This window comes from Corynebacterium sp. UMB9976, from assembly GCF_030212265.1.
Classification (GTDB): Bacteria; Actinomycetota; Actinomycetes; order Mycobacteriales; family Mycobacteriaceae; genus Corynebacterium.
Genome location: NZ_JASODY010000007.1, coordinates 63,052 through 82,599 on the forward strand (window position 1 = coordinate 63,052; position 19,548 = coordinate 82,599).

The following is a 19,548-nucleotide window of genomic DNA, read 5'->3' on the forward strand; positions in this document are numbered from 1 at the left end:
AGCGCTGGTGTTAGGCCTCGTCCTCCGGCACGCCAGCAACCCCCTGGCTGCGCAGCTCCGCGCGGATCTTCGCCGCCGCATCGTCCATCTTTTCCGGGTCCGTCTGATCCATCGGGATGATGTTCTGCAGGCTATAGCCGGACATGTCGGAGGCCGGGAACAGGTGGATGTGGGTGTGCGGCACCTCGAAACCAGCGATCATGTAGCCGCACCGCGGGGCGTCGAAGACCTCGCAGATGGCCTTGCCGATCACCTGGGCGACCTCGTTGAGCTTGCCCCACAGCTCGGCCGGGACGTCGGTCCAGCGGTCGATCTCCTGGGTCGGGACAACCAACACGTGGCCGTAAGCAACCGGCTCGATGGTGAGGAATGCGGCGACCTCGGCGTCGCGGTAGACGAAGCGACCCGGCAGTTCGCCGTTGATGATTTTCGTGAAAACGGTAGCCATAGCTCGCGATGTTACCCGCGAAACCATCGGCGAACACCGGCTTTGGGGCAGCGTCGCGTCGCTCTGTCCGGCTGGCTCGCTAGACTGGGACACTATGCGCATTCTTGTACTTGGCAGCGGTGCCCGCGAGCACGCATTGGCTTATTCCCTGTCCCGCGATGAGTCCGTCTCTGAGGTCCACGTCAGCCCCGGCAACCCGGGGATGAAGGCCATCGCCACGCTCCACCCGGATGACTCGAATCCGGTGGGCTTGGCCCAGGAACTCGGGGTGGATCTGGTCGTGATCGGCCCGGAGATCCCGCTGGTCGCGGGCGTGGGCGACGATCTGCGGGAGGCAGGCTTCGCGGTCTTCGGCCCATCCAAGGCCGCGGCCCAGATCGAGGGATCCAAGGCCTTCGCGAAGGACGTCATGGCGCGCGCCGGGGTCCGCACCGCCTCGGCGGAGTCTCTGCAGCCGGGTACGTCGGATGCCGAGATCGAGGCCGCCCTGGACCGCTTCGGCCCCCGCTTCGTCGTGAAGGACGACGGCCTGGCCGCCGGTAAGGGCGTTGTGGTCACCGACGACCGTGCTGCCGCACGCGCCCACATCGACGACGTCCACGCCGCCGGCAACCCGGTGCTGTTGGAGAGCTTCCTCGACGGCCCGGAGGTCTCCCTGTTCTGCCTGGTGGACGGCGAGACTGTTGTCCCGCTGATCCCGGCGCAGGACTTCAAGCGCGTCGGCGAGGGCGATACCGGCCCGAACACCGGCGGCATGGGCGCCTACACTCCGCTGCCGTGGTTGCCGGAGGGCGGCGTGCAGCGCATCGTCGACGAGGTCTGCATCCCGGTGGCCAAGCAGATGGCCGAGGACGGGGTGCCGTACTCCGGCTTGCTCTATGCGGGGCTGGCCTGGACCTCCAATGGTCCTGAGGTCATCGAGTTCAACTGCCGTTTCGGTGATCCGGAGACCCAGCCGGTGCTTCAGCTGCTCGACACTCCGCTGGCTGGCGTGCTGAACGCCGTCGCCACCGGCTCGCTCGCGGAGCTGCCGCCGCTGCAGTGGAAGGACGGCTACGCGCTGACCGTCGTGCTTGCCGCGGAGGGCTACCCGGAGTCCGCGAAGAAGGGTGGGGTCATCACGGGCGCTGAGGCGGGCAGCGAGGCCCGCGGTGTCCGCGCCGCTGGTGTGGCAGAAAAGGATGGCGCGCTCGTCGCTTCTGGCGGCCGCGTGCTCAACGTGGTCGGTGAGGGCGCAACCCTCGAGGAGGCCCGCGAGAAGGCCTACGCCACCCTTGCCACCATCGACCTGCCGGGCGGCCACTTCCGCAAGGACATCGCCCTGGCCGCCGTCGAGGGCAAGATCACCGTCCCCGGCGAGGGGCAGGCCTAAGCCAGAAGGCTAGAAACCGATGCCCGAAGGACACGTGATTCACCGGCTGGCGTCCCAGCTCAACCAGCTGTTCGCCGGCCACGCCCTGCGTGTAACCAGCCCGCAGGGCCGCTTCACCGAGGAGGCCGGCGCGCTGACCGGTGACATGCTCGACCGGGCGGAGGCCTGGGGCAAGCACCTGTTTTTAAGCTTCGGCAACCCTCGTAACCCGCACCGGCGGGCGGATCACATCATCCACGTCCACCTGGGCCTGATCGGCACGATGGCCGTCGAGCCCTTCACCGGTGGCCAACCCCGCGGCCAGGTGCGCCTGCACCTGCACCGCATCGACGCCGAGGGCGGGGAGGACATGTGCACCTGGGGCAACGCCGTGGAGGCGAACTTGCGCGGCCCCCAGTGGTGCCGACTCATCACCGACGAGGAGATGGACGCCGCGGTCGCCAAGCTCGGCGCCGACCCGCTGCGCTCCACCGACCCGGAGCTAGACCCGGAGAACGCCGCGAAACTGGCGGAACTCGGTGAGTTCCTCTCCCGATCCCGGCGCACCATCGGCTCGATCCTCATGGACCAGGCCCGCTACGCCGGGGTGGGAAACATCTACCGCGCCGAAACCCTCTTCCGCCTGGGCATCCACCCGGACGTCCGGGCCTGCGACCTGGCGGCGGAGGAACGCGAGAATATTTGGCAGGACCTCGTGGAACTCATGGCCGAGGGTGAGGCCAGCGGGCGGATCGACACCGTGCGCCCCGAACACACCCCGGAGGCGATGGAGCGGGCTCCGCGCAAGGACGACCACGGTGGCGAGGTCTACGTCTACCGGCGCGCCGGGCAGCCCTGCTACGTCTGTGGCGAGGAGATCAGCCACCGCGTGGTGGAAGGCCGGAACCTCTTCTGGTGCCCTGGCTGCCAACCCGTGGCATAGCCCTTAAACCGCTGGTCGCCCGCCCCTCGGCGCAGCCCCGTGCCGCTGTGGGATAATGAGGGGCGTGACTGCTGCAAAGAAGAATATTTCCAACGTCCTCGCCACCCGCTACGCCTCCCCGGAGATGACCAACCTGTGGTCCCCGGAGGAGAAAATCAAGATGGAGCGCCAGCTCTGGCTCTCCGTGATGAAGGCCCAGAAGGAACTCGGCATCGAGATCCCCGCCGAGGCCCCGGCTGCCTATGAGAAGGTCCTCGATCAGGTGGACCTGAACTCCATCGCAGAGCGGGAGAAGGTCACCCGCCACGACGTGAAGGCCCGCATCGAGGAGTTCAACGACCTCGCCGGCTTCGAGGAGATCCACAAGGGCATGACCTCCCGCGATCTCACGGAGAACGTCGAACAGCTGCAGATCTACCGCTCCCTCGTGCTGGCCCGCGATAAGGCCATCGCCGTCCTCAACCGCATCGGTCGCCTGGCCGGCGAGTACCAGGGGCTCGTGATGGCGGGCCGCTCCCACAACGTTGCAGCGCAGGCCACCACCCTGGGCAAGCGCTTCGCTTCCGCGGCCGATGAGCTGCTGCTGGGCCTGGCGCGCGCCGAGGAGCTGCTGGCCCGCTACCCGCTGCGCGGCATCAAGGGCCCGATGGGCACCGCGCAGGACATGCTGGACCTGCTGGGCGGCGACGAGGCGAAGCTCGCGCAGCTCGAAACACAGATCGCCGACGGCCTGGGCTTTAGCCAGGTATTCAACTCCGTGGGCCAGGTCTACCCACGTTCCCTCGACTTCGACGCCCTGTCCGTCCTCGTGGAGCTGGGCGCGGCGATGAGCTCGCTGTCGATGACGATCCGACTCATGGCGGGCAACGAGACTGTCACCGAGGGCTTCAAGGAGGGCCAGGTCGGCTCGTCTGCGATGCCGCACAAGATGAACGCCCGCTCTTGCGAGCGCGTCGGCGGCATGCAGGTTCTGCTGCGCGGTTACCTGACGATGGCGGCCGACCTCTCGGGTGCCCAGTGGAACGAGGGCGACGTCTTCTGCTCCGTCGTCCGCCGCGTCGCCCTGCCGGATGCCTTCTTCACCTTCGACGGCATGTGCGAGACCTTCCTCACCGTGCTCGACGAGTTTGGGGCCTTCCCGGCGATGATCGAGCGCGAGCTGGAGCGCTACCTGCCGTTCCTGGCCACCACCCGCATCCTCATGGCGGCGGTGCGCGCGGGCGTGGGCCGCGAGACCGCTCACGAGGTCATCAAGGAAAACGCCGTGGGCATGGCGCTGGACATGCGCGAACGTGGCGCGGAGCAGAACCTCATCGAGCGCCTCGCCGCTGATGAGCGCCTCCCGATGAATGAGCAGGATCTCCACGACGCCCTGGCCGACCGCAAGGCCTTCATTGGTGCGGCCGAGTCCCAGGTCTCCCGTGTGCTGGACCGCGTGGCGTCCATCGTCCAGGCCCACCCAGACGCAGCGGCCTACACCCCTGGCGAGATTCTCTAAACCGGCACCGCCCCCACGCAATTCGGTAAATTCGAAGGCGTGGGAGCATTGATTTGGTTTATCGCAGCCCTGGTCCTCGCCGGTCTTGAACTGGCGGCCGGGGAGTTCACCCTGCTCATGCTGGCCGGCGGCGCGACCGTCGGTGGCCTCGTGGAGTGGGCGGGCGCACCGACCTGGGCGGCGATCGTCGCCTTCGGCATCGCCACTGCTGGGCTGATCCTGTTCCTGCGCCCCATTCTTCGCCGTAGGCTGCACGGCCCGAAGGCGCTCGACACCTCCCAGCAGGCCTTGGTCGGCGCGACCGCTGAGGTTCTGGAGGACGTCGGTGCCCGCGGCGGGCAGATCCGCCTGGATGGCTCCATTTGGTCCGCGCGTTCGATGGACCCATCCGAGACCTTCACCAAGGGCGAAGAGGTCCACGTCATCGACATTGATGGCCCAACCGCTGTCGTGTGGAAACACGACTAGCGGGAAACGCAGTCCGTGAAAGAACCAACCAGGAAACGGTAAACATATGTCCGGCATGATCTTCCTCTTAGTTCTGTTGGCTTTCATCGCTCTCGTCGTGGTGAAATCCATCGCCCTGATCCCGCAAGGCGAGGCGGCCGTCATCGAGCGGCTTGGTAGCTACACCCGCTCCGTCTCGGGCGGGATCACGATCCTCGTTCCCTTTATCGACCGGGTCCGCGCCCGGGTGGATACCCGCGAGCGCGTGGTTTCCTTCCCACCGCAGGCGGTCATCACCCAGGACAACCTGACGGTGGCCATCGACATCGTCGTGACCTTCCAGATCAACGACCCTGCCAAGGCGATCTACGGCGTGGATAACTACATCGTCGGTGTGGAGCAGATCTCCGTCGCAACCCTTCGTGACGTGGTCGGTGGCATGACGCTGGAGGAGACGCTGACCTCCCGCGAGACGATCAACCGCCGACTGCGCGGTGAGCTCGACGCCGCGACCGCCCGATGGGGGCTGCGCATCAGCCGAGTCGAGCTGAAGGCGATTGATCCGCCGCCGTCCATCCAGCAGTCCATGGAGATGCAGATGAAGGCGGATCGCGAGAAGCGCGCGATGATCCTCACCGCAGAGGGTCGCCGGGAGTCGGACATCAAGACCGCTGAGGGTGAGAAGCAGGCCCGCATCCTCTCCGCTGAGGGTGAGAAGCACGCCGCCATCCTGGCTGCCGAGGCCGAGCGCCAGGCGATGATCCTGCGCGCCGAGGGCGAGCGCGCCTCCCGCTACCTGGAAGCACAGGGTGAGGCGAAGGCCGTCCAGAAGATCAACGCCGCCATCAAGGCTTCCAAGCTCACGCCGGAGGTGCTGGCCTTCCAGTACTTGGATAAGCTGCCGAAGCTGGCCCAGGGCGAGGCATCGACGATGTGGATGATCCCGTCCCAGTTCGGCGATTCCCTGGAACAGTTCGCCAAGGCCTTCGCAAAGAAGGACGACGAGGGAGTGTTCCGCTACGAGCCGGGCCACGTGGACGAGGACACCCGCGAGAAGGCCGAGGCAGATGACACGGAGGAGTGGTTCTCCACGGCTTCCGACCCGGAGATCGCCAAGGCCGTAGCCGCGGCGAACGCGGTGGCCAATAAGCCGGTGGAGGAAGATCCGATGGATCCGACGCCTAAGCCGCAGCACGCTCGTAAGGAGCTCCCGGCTGAGCCGGTGCAGCAGCCCGCCCCGCAGAGCGTGGATCCGCAGAATATGTGGACGAACCCCACGAATTAGGGCGCACCTGGGGGAGGGTCCGGCGGGGGTCTAGCCGGGCCGAATCGCGGTGCTAGACTGTCTAGCCATGCGACCAGAATTGTCTGATTACGAGCACATTTCCGCGGGTAAAGTCCGCGAGATCTACGAGATCGACGCAGAGCACCTGCTGATGGTCGTCACGGATCGGATCAGTGCCTACGATTTCGTGCTCGACACCGATATTCCAGACAAGGGGCGGGTGCTCACCGCGATGAGCGCCCACTTCTTTGAGCAGATCGACTTCCCGAACCACCTCGCGGGACCGCTGGATGACGAGCGCATCCCCGAGGAGGTGCTCGGGCGCGCCATGGTGTGCAAGAAGCTGGATATGGTTCCCTTCGAGTGCGTGGCTCGCGGCTACCTCACTGGCTCCGGCCTGAAGGAGTACGAGGCCACCGGCGCGGTCTGCGGCGTCGAGCTCCCGGAGGGCCTGGTCGAGGCCTCCAAGCTGGACGAGCCGATCTTCACCCCGGCGACGAAGGCGGAGGTCGGGGATCACGACGAGAACGTCGGCTTCGACGTCGTCGTCAAGGACCTGGGGGAGGACCTCGCGGAAAGGCTGCGCACCGCAACCCTGGAGATCTACTCCCAGGCTGCGAAGATGGCCGAGGAGAAGGGCCTGATCCTGGCGGACACGAAGTTCGAGTTCGGCCTGGACAAGGCGGGCAACCTGGTGCTCGCCGACGAGGTGCTGACCCCGGACTCCTCCCGTTACTGGCCGGCTGACGGCTACGAGGAGGGCAAGGTGCAGCCGAGCTTCGATAAGCAGTTCGTGCGTAACTGGCTGACCGGCCCGAAGTCCGGCTGGGATAAGAATGACGGTTCCCAGCCGCCGGAGCTGCCGGGCTCCGTGGTGGAGGCGACCCGGGCGCGCTACGTGGAGGCCTACGAGCGCATCTCCGGCAAGCGTTTCGCCGACTGGATCGGCAGCTGCGTCTAAAAAGCAGCCTGCACGGCAGGAAGCGCTGAACCCTCGGCTTAGCGCTCCTCCGAACTCGCTGGGGCGGTTGGAAAAGACCCCGGATAAGGCTCAACCCCGCTCAACCAACACGGTTGCGCGGGGTTTATGCGTTGCGCAGCGGATCACCGCGCTGCGCGGACGGTGTGGCTGGGCGCCTAGACGCGAGCGGTGTGCTTAGCGACCTCGGTGATGCCGTGGTGCGTCAGGTGGAATGCCAGGTTGCGGTGCTGCGGGGCGACGTCGATGATGCCGGTGATCCAGCGGTCGCGGGCGCAGGTGTCGTGGCCGGTGGTCATCGGCTTGATGTCCACGAAGGTGGAGCGGGTGTCGCGGGAGGCGTTGGCCGCTGCGCGCTGCAGGGCGTCCTCCACCGGGCGAGCCTTGACGATCAGGGACGGGGTGCCCTGTGGCAGCAGGTTTAGGTAGCAGGTCTGGCCGGCCGGGTTGGTGATCCGCGGGTAGCCCATCACCTTCACGCGGGCGTTCGGGGACAGGCGCTTGACGTGGTTGACGGTGTTGCGGATGGCCACGCGCAGGTTGTTCTCGATCTGCGGGATCGGCATCTTGTCGTTCAGGATGTACGGGTAGGTGTCGTTAGCGCCGGCGAAGATGACGACCTCACGGGTCGCGCCGTTGAGCTTGCCGTCCTGGCGAGCCTTATTCGCCAGGCTGGTGATGTGCTTGCCGCCAGTGCGGAAGGAGGCACCGGAGCAGGAGTAGTTGTCCACCGGGGCACGCTTGACGGACGCGTAGGCGTGCTTGAAGCGGTCGTCGGAGGCACAGCCCACGCCGTTCATCGGCTTCGGGTCCAGTGGGATGCCGCGCTGGCTCATGTAGTGCGCGACGGACGGGTTGGCCATGATCGAGTCGCCGAGCAGCACGGTGTTACCAGGAGCTGCGGAAGCTGTGGCAGGTGCCAGCATGGCGCCGAGAACAGCAACCACGGAGAGGGCGAGGGCCTTGAGACGCATATTCATCCTATCTGTGGATTGGTGTAGAAGATTCGATGCTCGTTACAGGCGGATTGTATTTGCTTCCCAGAGAAAATGAAACAAATGAGCATTATTGGGGCGCAAGTTACAGAAGTTGTGCAACTTACTGTGTTGCCCCGGTGGCTCTGGGGCGTGCCCCTGCGCAGCTCACCGGGCTCGTGATCCGTGTCCGGTGCGGGTGCTAGCTTAGGGGCTTAGCGAAACCGGGAGCTGTGTGCAGGCTGGCTGCCTGCCTGCCGGGGAGTGGTCCCCGCAGGTGGCGACCGAAACTGACTGCCATCCCAGCGCCAGTACAGCTGGCTCCCAGGTAACGAATTCATAACACTATCGTGTTTTGGCTAGAGAAGAAAGGTCAAGGGCTTTCGTGACTCAGGGCACTGAAGGGCAGCAGCAGAACCAGGGCGGTACCACGGCCGCTACCAGCAGGGACAAGCAAGCCCCGCGGCTAACCGCTCCCGTGGCCAAGAAGCTTGCCACCCAGCGCAGTTTCCATGGCCGTGACTTCAGCGATGACTACGAGTGGCTTCGGGATAAGGAAGCCCAGGAGGTTCTGGATCACCTCGCTGCCGAGGATGCCTTCGCCGTGCAGGAGACCGAGCATTTGACGCCGCTACGCGAAGCCATCTACCAAGAAGTGAAGTCCCGCGTGCAGGAGACGGACATGTCCCTGCCCGTCCGTGCGGGCGACTGGTGGTACTTCTCCCGCTCGACGGAGGGGAAGAACTACGCCTCGATGTGCCGCGTTCCCGTCGATAACCCGGAGGACTGGACCCCGCCGCAGATCGACCCGGAGACCCCGCATCCGCGCGAGGAGGTCTTCCTCGACGTCAACGCCGAGGCCGAGGGCCACAACTTCTTCTCCCTCGGGGCGGCGAGCGTCACCCTCGACGGCACCCGCTTGGCCTACTCCGTGGACACCGCGGGCGACGAACGCTTCACCATGTACTTCCGCGACTTGGCCACTGGCGAGCAGATCGGGGAGCCCATCCCGGATGTCTTCTACGGCGCGACCTGGGTCGGCCGCGACACGATCTACTACCAGAAGGTCGACGCCGCCTGGCGCCCGCACGAGGTCTGGCGCCACACGCTCGGAACCTCCGTCGAGGAGGACGAGCTGATCTACCGCGAGGAAGACGAGCGCTTCTGGACCGGCGTGGGCACCACCCGCTCCAAGCGCTTCCTGCTGATCGCCTCCTCCTCCAAGGTCACCAGCGAGATCTGGTACCTCGACCTGGAGGCCGAGGAGAAGGGCGAAGATGCGGAGCTGACCCGCATCCTGCCGCGCGAGAAGGGGGTTGAGTACGGCATCGACCACGCCCGCGTGGGTGGCGAGGAGTACTGGCTGGTCATCCACAACAAGAACGGCGTGAACTCCGAGCTGGGCTACCACCCGGTCGGCCAGATCGCCTCTCTGGACGACGTCACCGTCCTCGTTCCGCACCGCGACGACGCCCGCATCGAGGGCGTGGACTGCTTCCAAAACCACCTCGTCCTCGAGGCCCGCGAGAACGCCGTCTCGAAGAGCTACCTGATGGACATCTCCGACGGCTGGTCCGAGTTCCGCCCGGTCGACTTCGGCGAGGAGATCGCCACCGTCGGGGCTGCCGGGAACAGCGAGTGGAATCCGCCCGTCCTGCGTTTCGTCTTTTCCTCCTTTACGACGCCCACCCGGGTCTACGAGCTCGACCTGACTACCGGGGAGCAGATCCTGCGCAAGGAACAGCAGGTCCTCCCCGGTCCGGACGGTAAGGAATTCAACCCGGCCGACTACCAGGCCACCCGCATCTGGGCCACCGCACCGGACGGCGCCCAGGTCCCGGTCAGTCTGATCCATCGCGCGGACGTCCCACTCGACCGGGAAAACCCGGTGCTGCTCTATGGCTACGGCAGCTACGAGTCCTCCATGGATCCGGGCTTCTCCATCTTCCGGCTCTCCATGCTGGATCGCGGCGTGGTCTACGCCATCGCGCACGTCCGCGGTGGTGGGGAGATGGGCCGGCTTTGGTACGACAACGGCAAGGGGCTGTCCAAGAAGAACACCTTCACCGACTTCATCGCCGTGGCCGACGAGCTGATTGCCCGCGGCATGACTAGCCCGCAGCGCATGGTCGCCGAGGGCGGTTCTGCCGGTGGCATGCTGATGGGCGCGGTCGCGAACATGGCAGGCGACCGCTTCGCGGGCATCGAGGCGATCGTGCCCTTCGTTGACCCGCTGACCTCCATGCTCATGCCGGAGCTGCCGCTGACGGTGACCGAATGGGACGAGTGGGGCGATCCCTACCACGACCCGCAGGTCTACGACTACATGGCGGAATACGCCCCCTACGAGAACATCACCGCCGACAAGACTTATCCGCCGATCCTGGCTGTGACCAGCCTCAACGACACCCGAGTGCTCTACGTCGAGCCCGCGAAGTGGGTGGCCAAGCTCCGCGACGTGGCGGGCGCGAACGTCCTGCTGAAGATCGACATGGAGTCCGGCCACGGCGGTGTTTCCGGCCGCTACAAGGCCTGGGAGCAGGGCGCGTTCGAGACCGCCTGGGAGCTGGACCGCATGGGTGCCACCGAGCTGCTGGACTAGTTTTGCCACCTTCGGTGGTGGTTTTTGCCGCTTTCGGTCGCGCTTTCCGCCACCTTCGGAGGCGCTTTTCCACCTCCCCCGGCGGCGCCATTCCAATAATTCCTTGGCCTTTCAGCCTGGTGTTAACATGGGCACGTACTTAATGGATTTTTCCAACAGCTGGGAGCACTAGAGAACATGGCTCGTGTGGTTGTCAACGTCATGCCGAAGAAAGAAATTCTGGATCCCCAGGGGCAGGCCATCGTCCGCGCCCTTGGTCGTCTGGAGATCAGCGGGGTGCAGGATGTCCGTCAGGGCAAGCGCTTCGAACTCGAGGTCGATGACCAGGTGACCGAGGCAGATCTGGAGAAGATCGCCGCGGAACTGCTCGCCAACACCGTGATCGAGGACTACGAGGTCGTCACCGCGGAGGTTCAGCAGTGAGCCCCCGCATCGGAGTAATCACCTTCCCGGGCACCCTCGATGACGTCGACGCCCTCCGCGCCGTCCGTATCGCCGGTGGCGAGCCCGTCGAGCTGTGGCACGCGGACGCTGACCTGAAGGACGTCGACGCCGTCGTCGTCCCGGGTGGTTTTTCTTACGGCGACTACCTGCGCGCCGGGGCCATCGCCGCGATCGCGCCGGCCATGCGCTCCGTCGTCGAGGCCGCGGGCCGTGGCCTGCCCGTCCTGGGCATCTGCAACGGCTTCCAGATCCTGCAGGAAGCAGGGCTGCTGCCGGGTGCACTGACCCGCAACGAGGGCCTGCACTTCGTGTGTCGCGACATCGAGCTCGAGGTGGAGAACAACTCCACCCCGTGGACCTCTGGCCTGGAGAAGGGATCCACCCTGCTGGTTCCGTCCAAGCACGGCGAGGGTCGCTTCCAGGCGGATGAGGAGACCCTTAAGCGCCTCGAGGGGGAGGGCCAGGTCGTCTTCCGCTACGCGGTGAACCACAACGGCTCCCGCAACTCCATCGCGGGCGTGTGCAGCGAGAAGGGCAACGTCGTTGGCCTCATGCCGCACCCAGAGCACGCCGTGGAAGAGCTCACCGGACCGTCCACCGACGGCCTCGGCATGTTCCAGTCCGTCCTTCACAGCCTGGTCTAGGGCCTCACCGGCTACCAGCGAGAACTTTTTCAAGAAAGTAGTTCAGGGAAGTAGTTCTATGACGAACAACCTCAACAACGGTTCCGGCGCCGCGGCCGACACTGGCGCTGTCAAGGTGCACAACGACACGGTCGCGAACGCCGAGCAGACCCCGGACCTCGTCCAGCCGTGGGCAGACCTCGGCCTCAAGGAGGACGAGTACGCCCGCATCAAGGAGATCCTGGGCCGCCGCCCAACCGAGGCGGAGCTGGCCGTGTACTCCGTGATGTGGTCGGAGCACTGCTCCTATAAGTCCTCCAAGGTCCACCTGCGTTACTTCGGTGAGACGACCACCGAGGAGATGAACTCCAAGATGCTCGCCGGCATCGGCGAGAACGCCGGCGTGGTCGACATCGGCGACGGCTGGGCCGTGACCTTCAAGGTCGAGAGCCACAACTCGCCGTCCTACATCGAGCCCTACCAGGGTGCAGCCACCGGCGTGGGCGGCATCATCCGCGACATCATGGCCATGGGCGCCCGCCCGGTCGCCGTGATGGACCAGCTGCGCTTCGGCGCCGCGGACGCCCCGGACACCCAGCGCGTCCTGCCGGGTGTGGTCGCCGGTATTGGCGGCTACGGTAACTCCCTCGGCCTGCCGAACATCGGCGGCGAGACCGTCTTCGACGCCTCGTACGGCGGTAACCCACTGGTCAACGCCCTCGGCGTGGGCGTGCTCCCGGCCGAGGACCTGAAGCTCGCCTTCGCCTCCGGCACCGGCAACCGCGTCGTCCTTTTCGGCGCCCGCACCGGGCTGGACGGCATCGGTGGCGTGTCCGTCCTGGCCTCCGAGAACTTCGAGGAGGGCGCGGAGCGCAAGCTCCCGGCCGTGCAGGTCGGCGACCCCTTCGCGGAGAAGGTCCTCATCGAGTGCTGCCTGGACCTGTACAACGCCGGCGTGGTCGTTGGTATTCAGGACCTCGGTGGCGCAGGCCTGTCCTGTGCCGTCTCCGAGCTGGCTGCCGCCGGCGATGTCGGAATGCACGTCGTGCTCGACAACGTCCACCAGCGTGCCAAGGGCATGACCGGCGCGGAGATTCTGTCCTCCGAGTCCCAGGAGCGTATGTGCGCGGTCGTCGAGCCGGAGAAGCTCGACGAGTTCATGGAGATCTGCCGCAAGTGGGACGTCATCGCCTCCGATATCGGCGAGGTCACCGACACCGGCCGCCTGATCTGCGAGCACCAGGGCGAGGTCATCCTCGACGCCCCGCCGAAGACCATCGCGGACGAGGGCCCGGTCTACGAGCGCCCGTACCAGCGCCCGGCCGACCAGGACGAGCTGCAGAAGCAGGCCGACCTGCCGCGCCCGAATAACCTGCCGGAGCTGCGCCAGCAGTTGCTGGACCTGGTCGCCTCCCCGGCGCTGTGCTCCCGCGCGTTCATTACCGAGCAGTTCGACCGCTACGTCCGCGGCAACACCGTCCTGGCGAAGGACGCCGACGCCGGCATGCTGCGCATCGACGAGAAGACCAACCGCGGCATCGCAGTCTCCGCGGATGCTTCCGGCCGCTACGCGCAGCTCGACCCGCGCATGGGCGCAAAGCTCGCGCTGGGCGAGGCCTACCGCAACGTCGCCACCACGGGTGCGACCCCGGTCGCCGTTTCCAACTGCCTGAACTTCGGCTCCCCGGAGGACCCGGAGGTCATGTGGCAGTTCCGAGAGGCCGTCCACGGCCTGGCCGACGGCTGCGTGGACGTCCAGATCCCGGTCACCGGCGGCAACGTCTCCTTCTACAACCAGACCGGTGACACCCCGATCCTGCCGACCCCGGTGGTCGCGGTTCTGGGAACCATCGACGACGCCACCACCCGCCTGCCGCAGCAGATCGCGGAGGGCTCGGAGTACGAGCTGATCCTGGCTGGCGCGATGACCAAGGACGAGCTGGGTGGCTCCATCTGGCAGCAGGTTGTCCACGACAACCTCTCTGGCCTGCCACCGCAGATCGACCTGCACGCCGAGGAGCGCCTGGGCAATGCCCTGTCCGCCCTGCGTGGCGTGGCAGCTGCCGCGACCGACCTCTCCGAGGGCGGCCTGGCGCAGACCATCGTCGAGCTGGCGATCCAGTCCAATACGGGTGTCACCGTCAACCCGGCCATGAACCTGGAGCCAAGCCTGGCTGCCAGCGAGGACCTGCACGAGCAGCTCTTCGTGGGCCTGTTCTCGGAGACCGCCACCCGCGTGGTGCTCGCGGTGCCGAAGGCAAGCTACGGCAAGGCGATGGAGATCCTTGCCGACCACGAGGTGCCGGCTGCCTGGATCGGCCGCACGGGCAGCGTGGACGCCGAGGGCCGCCCGGAGGTCTGCTTCGAGGTTGGCGCGACCGGCAACCTTCCGGGCGATCAGCCGGAGCCTGCGGAGCAGGACGCATCCGAGGACGGCGAGGTCGCACGCCTGGTCTTCAACGTCGAGGAGCTGCGCAACGTGTGGGAGGCAACCCTGCCTGCGCTCTTCGGCCACGCCACCGGCACGAACTCCACCGTCTAGGTCGCACAAGCCTTAGCTAGGGGAGGGCAGCCTCAGCGCTAGCCCTCCTGATCGCCGAGCTGAGACTCGAGCGCTTGAATGCGCTCCTTCAGCTCGGCGATATCTTTTCGGTATAGGCCCAGTGTCTCGTCGACCTGGGCCTTCGTCCATCTCGGCTGAATGTGCTTCGAGCAGTTCGCGTCGGTAGCCACCAGGTCCACGACCATGATGCGTTCAGTAGGCTGGCGGAGCCGCACGCCACCGATGGTGGTCGCAGCCTCGGCGAGCTCGGGGTCCTCAGCGGCCTCCACGATGCGTGCGTGGCCGAAGACCTTCAGCCGACGACGCAGCGGATAGTCGACGAAGAACAGGCACACCCGCCCGCCGTCCTCCCCGCCCCGGTCCACATTGCCGGTGGTGACGAACTGGTTATTGCCGTGGAACTCCGGCCAGAACAGCCGCTTGCCGTCAGCGCTGATGTGCACGAAGCCCTGCGGTCCGCCACGGTGCTGCACGTACGGCCACCCGGTGCCGGTGACGGTGGAGATATAGAAGTGCTGGGCGCTGCGGATCAGCTTGCGGGCCTTGCCGTCGAGCCCGTCGAAGGGTCCGTCGGCGTGCCCCTGCTCCACGCCGGGCAGCTGCGTTTCTTCGCTGTGCTGCCGGGCACGGACGAAGGGGTCGTAGGCGATCTTCTCGTACGTCAGCTCGTCGGTCATCAGCCGGCTCCTTCCATGTATTGGACGTGCAGGGACGCCGTCTCTGGCTGCCACCGCCTCCGGAAGTCCTCTAGAGCAGGAGGACGTCCACCTCTTCGCCCTCGGCGGGGCCCGAGGACCCCGCCGGGATCACCACCATGCCATCCAGCCCCACGAGGGAGGCGACGAAGTGGGAGCCAAAGCGCTGGCCACTGAACGCATCCACCACCGGTTCCGTCCCGGAGTAGTTGACCCGGACGGGGGAGATCAGCGTGCGTCCCGTGCTAGCTGGGAACTGCCCGCGCACGCGGGCGCGCACGCTCGGTCGGTTCAGCGCAGTGCCATAGCTTGCTAGCCCCCGCATGCGGCGCAGCACCGGGTCTACAAAGATGTGGAAGCTCACCCACACGCTTACCGGATTACCGGGCAGGCAGAGTAAGGGAGTGCCTGCCCACAGGCCACCGCCCTGGGGCTTACCCGGCTGCATATTCAGCGGTCCGAACCACATGTCCGAGCTGCTTTCGCCTGCGACCTGTTTGACCACATCGAAGGCTCCGGCGGAGATACCGCCGGTGGTGACGATGATGTCGTGGCTGGCCGCGAGTTCGTTCAAAAGGCAGCGGAAGGCGTCGGCGTCGTCCCGAACCTGGTGAACGCTGGCGGTGACCCCGGCGCCCAGCGCCTCGGCGAGCTGGGCGACCATCGGGCCATTGGAGTCCGGGATGCGGGGGAGGCTGCTCTCAGCCGATCCTGACCGAGCGCGGTCGGTCTCAGCGTCGCTGGTAACCGCGACCTCGTCGCCGGTGGTGACCACCGCGACGCGCAGTTCGGGGTAGACCGTGACCTCGTCAACTCCCGTCGCGATGAGTGCGGCGACGGTCCCGGCATCGAGTTCGCAGCCCGCCGGGGCGAGCGCGTCGCCCGGACGGATATTGGAACCGGCGCGGCGCACGTGGGAATGCTCCGGGTCGAGCTCGTAGACCTCGATGGACTCGGGCAGCGGGTGCGGGCCGGCAGGAATATTCGTCGCCTCCACTGGGATGACCAGCACCTCGGCATCCTCAGGCACGGGGGCGCCCGTCATGATCCGCTGGGCGTGACCTGGCGGCGGTAGCTCAGGGACGGCGCCAGCGAAGACATCCCCGGAGACGGGAAAACGCAATGGTGCCGTGCTCAGGTCCCAGGAGCTCAGGTCAGCTGGCACGTCCGAGGCGCGGATGGCGAAACCATCCATCGCTGAATTGGAAAACGGTGGGACGGCCTGCTGGGCGCTCACTGGGCACGCCAGTACCCGGCCCAACGCCTGGGCGAGAGGCACCGTCTCGGCGCCACGGTTCGCCCGCTGTAGCCAGGCCTCGGCTAGCGACTGGGTAAAGCGGTAGTGCTCCTCGATCGAACGCATGAACCCACCCGTGCCGTGGCAGGGGTGGGCGTGAGGGCCGGACATCGGGCTAGTCGTTGAGGCTGATGTTACCCGGCAGCGGGGAGACCAGCGGCTTCGGCACGTAGGTGGAGCGCAGCTCGCGCAGCGTCATCGCATGCTGCTCCAGGCGCTTATCCTCGTTGGTCTGCGGCACGTACTTGCGGGCTGGCAGCGCGTGACCGTCAACGTCCACCGCCACGTAGGTGAAGGAGGCGTGGATCGCGGTCGGCAGGTTCGAGGTGTCCTCGCGCGGGTCGCCCGCGCGCAGGTGGACGGAAACGGACATGGAACGGGCGTCGGTGCGGATCAGGCGGGCGTCCACCTCGATCAGGTCACCGATGGAGATCGGGCGGTAGAAGCGGATGCCACCGGCGTAGACAGCGACGGTGCGCTCCCCGGACCAGCGCATGGTGCAGGCAGTCGCGGCCTCGTCGATCCACTGCATCGCGGTACCACCGTGGACATTGCCGCCCCAGTTGACGTCCGTCGGCTTAGCGAGGAAGCGGGAGGTGACCTGCGGCGCCGTGGAGTCGTCCGTATAAGACTGGCGCAGCATTTCCTCCTCGATGGCCTTGCGCAGCTGGATGCGGGACAGCGCGGCTTCTTCGACGCGCTTTTCCTCCTCGGTCTGCGGGATGTACTTCGGGACCGCCTTGGACCGACGGTTTTCGTCCATGGCCACGAAGATCACCAGGCAGTCGCAGGCGCGGGTGAACTGGCCGTCGCGCGGGTCGGCGGAGAGCACCTCGTTGACGATGTGCATGGAGGAACGCCCGGTGTAGGCGATACGGGAACGCACCTCGACCAGGTGGCCGGAAGGGATTGGGCGGGTGAAGTGGATGTGACCCACATAGGCGGTCACGCAATAGGACTGGGACCAGCCCACGGCGCAGGCATAGGCCGCCTTATCGATCCACTCCAGCACACGCCCACCGTGCACGCCCATGCCGCCGGCGTACAGCACGTCGGTCGGGGAGGCGAGGAAACGCAGCGTGACGAGCGGTGACGGACCCCCTGTGCTCGTCACTTCTGGCTGAGCCGTCAAGGTCTCATCGGTGTTTGCAGACGTCGCATCTTTACCCATGAAGGCCATGTTAAAGCACGGTCTGATAAAACACTGGCACAGCGGCGATATTGTTGCGCAGAAAGCCGGGGAAACTGATTATTCTCGCAGGTCAAGAGCAGGCTATGGGGTGCCTCACGTTGTTGCGAAAATGGCTCGTCCGCAGGCGTCATTAGGGTGGGGGCTATGAGCCAAAAATTAAGTGGTCTTGAGCTGACTGCCGCGACGACCAAGGCGATGGCCGCCGTCGCCGACTGGGTGGATGATCCGGAAAGCCAGCCTGTGCCCTCCCGACAAAAGCTCGCGGATGCAGTCCGGCGCAGCGCTGAACTACTCGCGCAGGACGCGCCCGGAAATGCCGTGGAGCTGCGGGTGCCGCCCTTCGTGGCAGTGCAGTGTGTGGCCGGGCCGGTGCACCGCCGGGGGAACCCGCCCAACGTGGTGCAATGCAGCCCGCTGGCCTGGCTGAGGGCGGCGGCCGGAGTGGAGTCCTTGACCGAAATGTCAGAACGAGCAGGTACCGAAGCGGTCGGCGGTCCGATGGGAAAGATCAGCGTCGAGCTTTCCGGAACCCGTGCTTCGGAGGTGGAGCGCCACTTGCCCCTGTTTGGAAGACATTAAAGGGCTGGTAATGTCGTGATAGTGGCAAAAGATACTGGCCTGAATTCTTTGAATGGGACCAACTCGGCACCGTCGGTGGACGCGGCACAGCCCGTCCAACCAACGGGCCGGGGGTACGACGATCACGGGGAGCAGCCTCCGCGCGAGGAATGCGGTGTCTTTGGGGTATGGGCGCCGGGGGAGGACGTCTCGAAGCTGACCTACTACGGGCTGTACGCACTGCAGCACCGTGGCCAGGAAGCGGCGGGCATCGGCGTTGGCAGTGGTGACCAGATCCTCGTTTATAAGGACCTCGGCCTGGTCAGCCAGGTGTTCGACGAGCAGATCCTTAACTCCCTGAAGGGGCACATCGCGATCGGTCACACCCGTTATGCGACGGCTGGCGGGGGACGCTGGGAAAACGCCCAACCGATGTTCCGCATGGCCTCGGACGGCACGGACGTCGCCCTGGGGCACAACGGCAACCTCACCAACTACCTGGAGCTGATGGCCGAGGCCGCGGAGAAGCGCCTCGTGGATCCCGCTGATGAGCCGAGCGACTCGGACGTCATGTGCGCCCTCATCGCAGACCTCATCGACGAGAACACCTCGATGGAGGAAGCCGCGCTCCAGCTCTTCCCGCGCGTCAAAGGCGCATACTGCCTGACTTTTACGGACGGCAAGGGCCTGTACGCGGTGCGCGACCCACACGGCGTGCGTCCGCTCAGTATCGGCAAGCTTGCCAACGGTTGGGTCGTCTCCAGCGAGACCGCGGCCCTGGATATCGTCGGCGCGGAGTTCGTGCGCGACGTCGAGCCAGGCGAGTTCATCGCCATCAACGAGGACGGCATCCGCTCCCGTAAGTTCGCCGAGGCGACCCCGAAGGGCTGCGTGTTCGAGTACGTCTACCTCGCGCGCCCGGACTCGGTCATCAATGGCCAGCCAGTGAACGCGACCCGCGTGGACATCGGCCGCCGCCTGGCGGAGGAGTGGCCGGCTGAGGGCGACCTGGTGATCCCGGTGCCTGACTCCGGCACCCCGGCGGCTGTGGGCTACGCCCAGGCCTCCGGTATCCCATTCGGCCAGGGGCTGACGAAGAATGCCTACGTGGGGCGCACCTTCATCGAGCCCTCCCAGACCATTCGCCAGCTGGGTATCCGACTGAAGCTGAACCCGCTGCGCCACGTGATCGAGGGCAAGCGCCTGATCGTGGTGGACGACTCCATCGTGCGCGGCAATACCCAGCGGGCGCTCATCCGCATGCTGCGGGACGCAGGTGCGGCCGAGGTGCACGTGCGCATTGCCTCCCCGCCGGTGAAGTGGCCGTGCTTCTACGGCATCGACTTCCCGTCGCCGAACGAGCTGCTGGCCAACAACGTGGACCCAGACAACATGGTGGAAGCCATGCGGGAAGAGGTCGGCGCGGACTCCCTGGGCTTCGTCTCCACGGAGGCGATGGTGGAGACCAGCGCGCAGCCGCGGGAGACCCTGTGTGCTGCCTGCTTCGACGGCGTGTACCCGCTGGGTCTGCCGGCGGGCAACCCGAACGCGGAGCAGGTTCGCCTCCGGCAGCGCCGCCTCGCGGAGGATGCTGAGCAGGCCGCAGGTGGCAGCGATGCCTCAAGCAACAACCCCGAAGAAAACTAGCG

General features: G+C 66.2%; 17 protein-coding genes. 12 read left to right on the forward strand and 5 right to left on the reverse strand.

What is annotated here, in order from left to right; genetic code table 11:
* Window positions 1–10: 10 nt before the first annotated feature.
* On the reverse strand, window positions 11–448 hold the full coding sequence (locus QP140_RS05125; RefSeq protein ID WP_210398493.1) for an HIT family protein: 438 nt from the start codon (window positions 446–448) through the stop codon (window positions 11–13).
* Between the two features lie 94 nt (window positions 449–542).
* On the opposite strand from QP140_RS05125, the gene purD reads away from it, so the two are divergent.
* From purD to QP140_RS05155, 6 genes are all read left to right on the forward strand, one after another.
* Window positions 543–1,820: a phosphoribosylamine--glycine ligase gene (purD, locus tag QP140_RS05130; RefSeq protein ID WP_148812859.1), complete on the forward strand. Its 1,278-nt coding sequence runs from the start codon at window positions 543–545 to the stop codon at window positions 1,818–1,820.
* A 19-nt stretch (window positions 1,821–1,839) separates the two neighbouring features.
* Window positions 1,840–2,742: an Fpg/Nei family DNA glycosylase gene (locus QP140_RS05135; RefSeq protein ID WP_284758549.1), complete on the forward strand. Its 903-nt coding sequence runs from the start codon at window positions 1,840–1,842 to the stop codon at window positions 2,740–2,742.
* A 55-nt stretch (window positions 2,743–2,797) separates the two neighbouring features.
* On the forward strand, window positions 2,798–4,240 hold the full coding sequence (purB, locus tag QP140_RS05140; protein ID WP_284758550.1) for an adenylosuccinate lyase: 1,443 nt from the start codon (window positions 2,798–2,800) through the stop codon (window positions 4,238–4,240).
* Between the two features lie 39 nt (window positions 4,241–4,279).
* Window positions 4,280–4,708 carry an NfeD family protein gene (locus QP140_RS05145; protein WP_284758551.1) on the forward strand — a complete coding sequence of 143 codons (429 nt, stop codon included), beginning with the start codon at window positions 4,280–4,282 and terminating at the stop codon, window positions 4,706–4,708.
* Between the two features lie 46 nt (window positions 4,709–4,754).
* Complete coding sequence (locus tag QP140_RS05150; RefSeq protein WP_284758552.1) at window positions 4,755–5,972, forward strand: SPFH domain-containing protein; 1,218 nt, start codon at window positions 4,755–4,757, stop codon at window positions 5,970–5,972.
* A 67-nt stretch (window positions 5,973–6,039) separates the two neighbouring features.
* Entirely contained in the window at window positions 6,040–6,933 is an 894-nt protein-coding gene (locus QP140_RS05155) for a phosphoribosylaminoimidazolesuccinocarboxamide synthase (protein ID WP_148812851.1), read from the forward strand.
* 176 nt (window positions 6,934–7,109) lie between these two features.
* Here the strand turns inward: QP140_RS05155 and QP140_RS05160 are convergent, their stop codons facing one another.
* On the reverse strand, window positions 7,110–7,931 hold the full coding sequence (locus tag QP140_RS05160) for a GDSL-type esterase/lipase family protein (RefSeq protein ID WP_284758553.1): 822 nt from the start codon (window positions 7,929–7,931) through the stop codon (window positions 7,110–7,112).
* A gap of 472 nt (window positions 7,932–8,403) precedes the next feature.
* Between QP140_RS05160 and QP140_RS05165 the strand changes: the two genes are divergently transcribed.
* The 4 genes from QP140_RS05165 to purL all read left to right on the forward strand — a co-directional run bounded on the left by QP140_RS05165 (window position 8,404) and on the right by purL (window position 14,136).
* On the forward strand, window positions 8,404–10,527 hold the full coding sequence (locus QP140_RS05165; RefSeq protein WP_284758572.1) for a S9 family peptidase: 2,124 nt from the start codon (window positions 8,404–8,406) through the stop codon (window positions 10,525–10,527).
* Between the two features lie 177 nt (window positions 10,528–10,704).
* Window positions 10,705–10,950 carry a phosphoribosylformylglycinamidine synthase subunit PurS gene (gene purS / locus QP140_RS05170; protein ID WP_070759745.1) on the forward strand — a complete coding sequence of 82 codons (246 nt, stop codon included), beginning with the start codon at window positions 10,705–10,707 and terminating at the stop codon, window positions 10,948–10,950.
* Window positions 10,947–11,615, forward strand: a complete 669-nt coding sequence (gene purQ, locus QP140_RS05175; protein WP_070759746.1) for a phosphoribosylformylglycinamidine synthase subunit PurQ — start codon at window positions 10,947–10,949, stop codon at window positions 11,613–11,615. The genes purS and purQ overlap by 4 nt, the downstream gene beginning before the upstream one ends.
* 58 nt (window positions 11,616–11,673) lie before the next feature.
* Entirely contained in the window at window positions 11,674–14,136 is a 2,463-nt protein-coding gene (gene purL, locus QP140_RS05180; RefSeq protein WP_284758554.1) for a phosphoribosylformylglycinamidine synthase subunit PurL, read from the forward strand.
* A gap of 38 nt (window positions 14,137–14,174) precedes the next feature.
* Here purL and QP140_RS05185 read toward each other — a convergent pair whose 3' ends face one another.
* The 3 genes from QP140_RS05185 to QP140_RS05195 form a co-directional block, all read right to left on the reverse strand.
* Window positions 14,175–14,834 carry a pyridoxamine 5'-phosphate oxidase family protein gene (locus tag QP140_RS05185; protein ID WP_012360856.1) on the reverse strand — a complete coding sequence of 220 codons (660 nt, stop codon included), beginning with the start codon at window positions 14,832–14,834 and terminating at the stop codon, window positions 14,175–14,177.
* A 70-nt stretch (window positions 14,835–14,904) separates the two neighbouring features.
* Window positions 14,905–16,260 carry a molybdopterin molybdotransferase MoeA gene (locus QP140_RS05190; protein ID WP_231837646.1) on the reverse strand — a complete coding sequence of 452 codons (1,356 nt, stop codon included), beginning with the start codon at window positions 16,258–16,260 and terminating at the stop codon, window positions 14,905–14,907.
* A gap of 4 nt (window positions 16,261–16,264) precedes the next feature.
* Entirely contained in the window at window positions 16,265–17,329 is a 1,065-nt protein-coding gene (locus QP140_RS05195; protein ID WP_284758555.1) for an acyl-CoA thioesterase, read from the reverse strand.
* Between the two features lie 156 nt (window positions 17,330–17,485).
* On the opposite strand from QP140_RS05195, the gene QP140_RS05200 reads away from it, so the two are divergent.
* Both QP140_RS05200 and purF read left to right on the forward strand, forming a co-directional pair.
* Complete coding sequence (locus QP140_RS05200) at window positions 17,486–17,920, forward strand: sterol carrier family protein (RefSeq protein WP_284758556.1); 435 nt, start codon at window positions 17,486–17,488, stop codon at window positions 17,918–17,920.
* 75 nt (window positions 17,921–17,995) lie between these two features.
* The gene (purF, locus tag QP140_RS05205) at window positions 17,996–19,546 is read left to right on the forward strand and encodes an amidophosphoribosyltransferase (RefSeq protein WP_284758573.1); all 1,551 of its coding nucleotides are present in this window, start codon (window positions 17,996–17,998) and stop codon (window positions 19,544–19,546) included.
* Window positions 19,547–19,548 lie beyond the last annotated feature (2 nt).

Excerpts from the sequence above, each read along its gene's own strand:
- QP140_RS05125 (WP_210398493.1), bottom strand. The coding sequence starts at position 448 with ATGGCTACCGTTTTCACGAAAATCATCAACGGCGAACTGCCGGGTCGC.
- purD (WP_148812859.1), top strand. The coding sequence starts at position 543 with ATGCGCATTCTTGTACTTGGCAGCGGTGCCCGCGAGCACGCATTGGCT.
- QP140_RS05135 (WP_284758549.1), top strand. The coding sequence starts at position 1,840 with ATGCCCGAAGGACACGTGATTCACCGGCTGGCGTCCCAGCTCAACCAG.
- purB (WP_284758550.1), top strand. The coding sequence starts at position 2,798 with ATGAGGGGCGTGACTGCTGCAAAGAAGAATATTTCCAACGTCCTCGCC.
- QP140_RS05150 (WP_284758552.1), top strand. The coding sequence starts at position 4,755 with ATGTCCGGCATGATCTTCCTCTTAGTTCTGTTGGCTTTCATCGCTCTC.
- QP140_RS05155 (WP_148812851.1), top strand. The coding sequence starts at position 6,040 with ATGCGACCAGAATTGTCTGATTACGAGCACATTTCCGCGGGTAAAGTC.
- QP140_RS05160 (WP_284758553.1), bottom strand. The coding sequence starts at position 7,931 with ATGAATATGCGTCTCAAGGCCCTCGCCCTCTCCGTGGTTGCTGTTCTC.
- purS (WP_070759745.1), top strand. The coding sequence starts at position 10,705 with ATGGCTCGTGTGGTTGTCAACGTCATGCCGAAGAAAGAAATTCTGGAT.
- purL (WP_284758554.1), top strand. The coding sequence starts at position 11,674 with ATGACGAACAACCTCAACAACGGTTCCGGCGCCGCGGCCGACACTGGC.
- QP140_RS05185 (WP_012360856.1), bottom strand. The coding sequence starts at position 14,834 with ATGACCGACGAGCTGACGTACGAGAAGATCGCCTACGACCCCTTCGTC.
- QP140_RS05190 (WP_231837646.1), bottom strand. The coding sequence starts at position 16,260 with ATGTCCGGCCCTCACGCCCACCCCTGCCACGGCACGGGTGGGTTCATG.
- QP140_RS05195 (WP_284758555.1), bottom strand. The coding sequence starts at position 17,329 with ATGGCCTTCATGGGTAAAGATGCGACGTCTGCAAACACCGATGAGACC.
- QP140_RS05200 (WP_284758556.1), top strand. The coding sequence starts at position 17,486 with ATGAGCCAAAAATTAAGTGGTCTTGAGCTGACTGCCGCGACGACCAAG.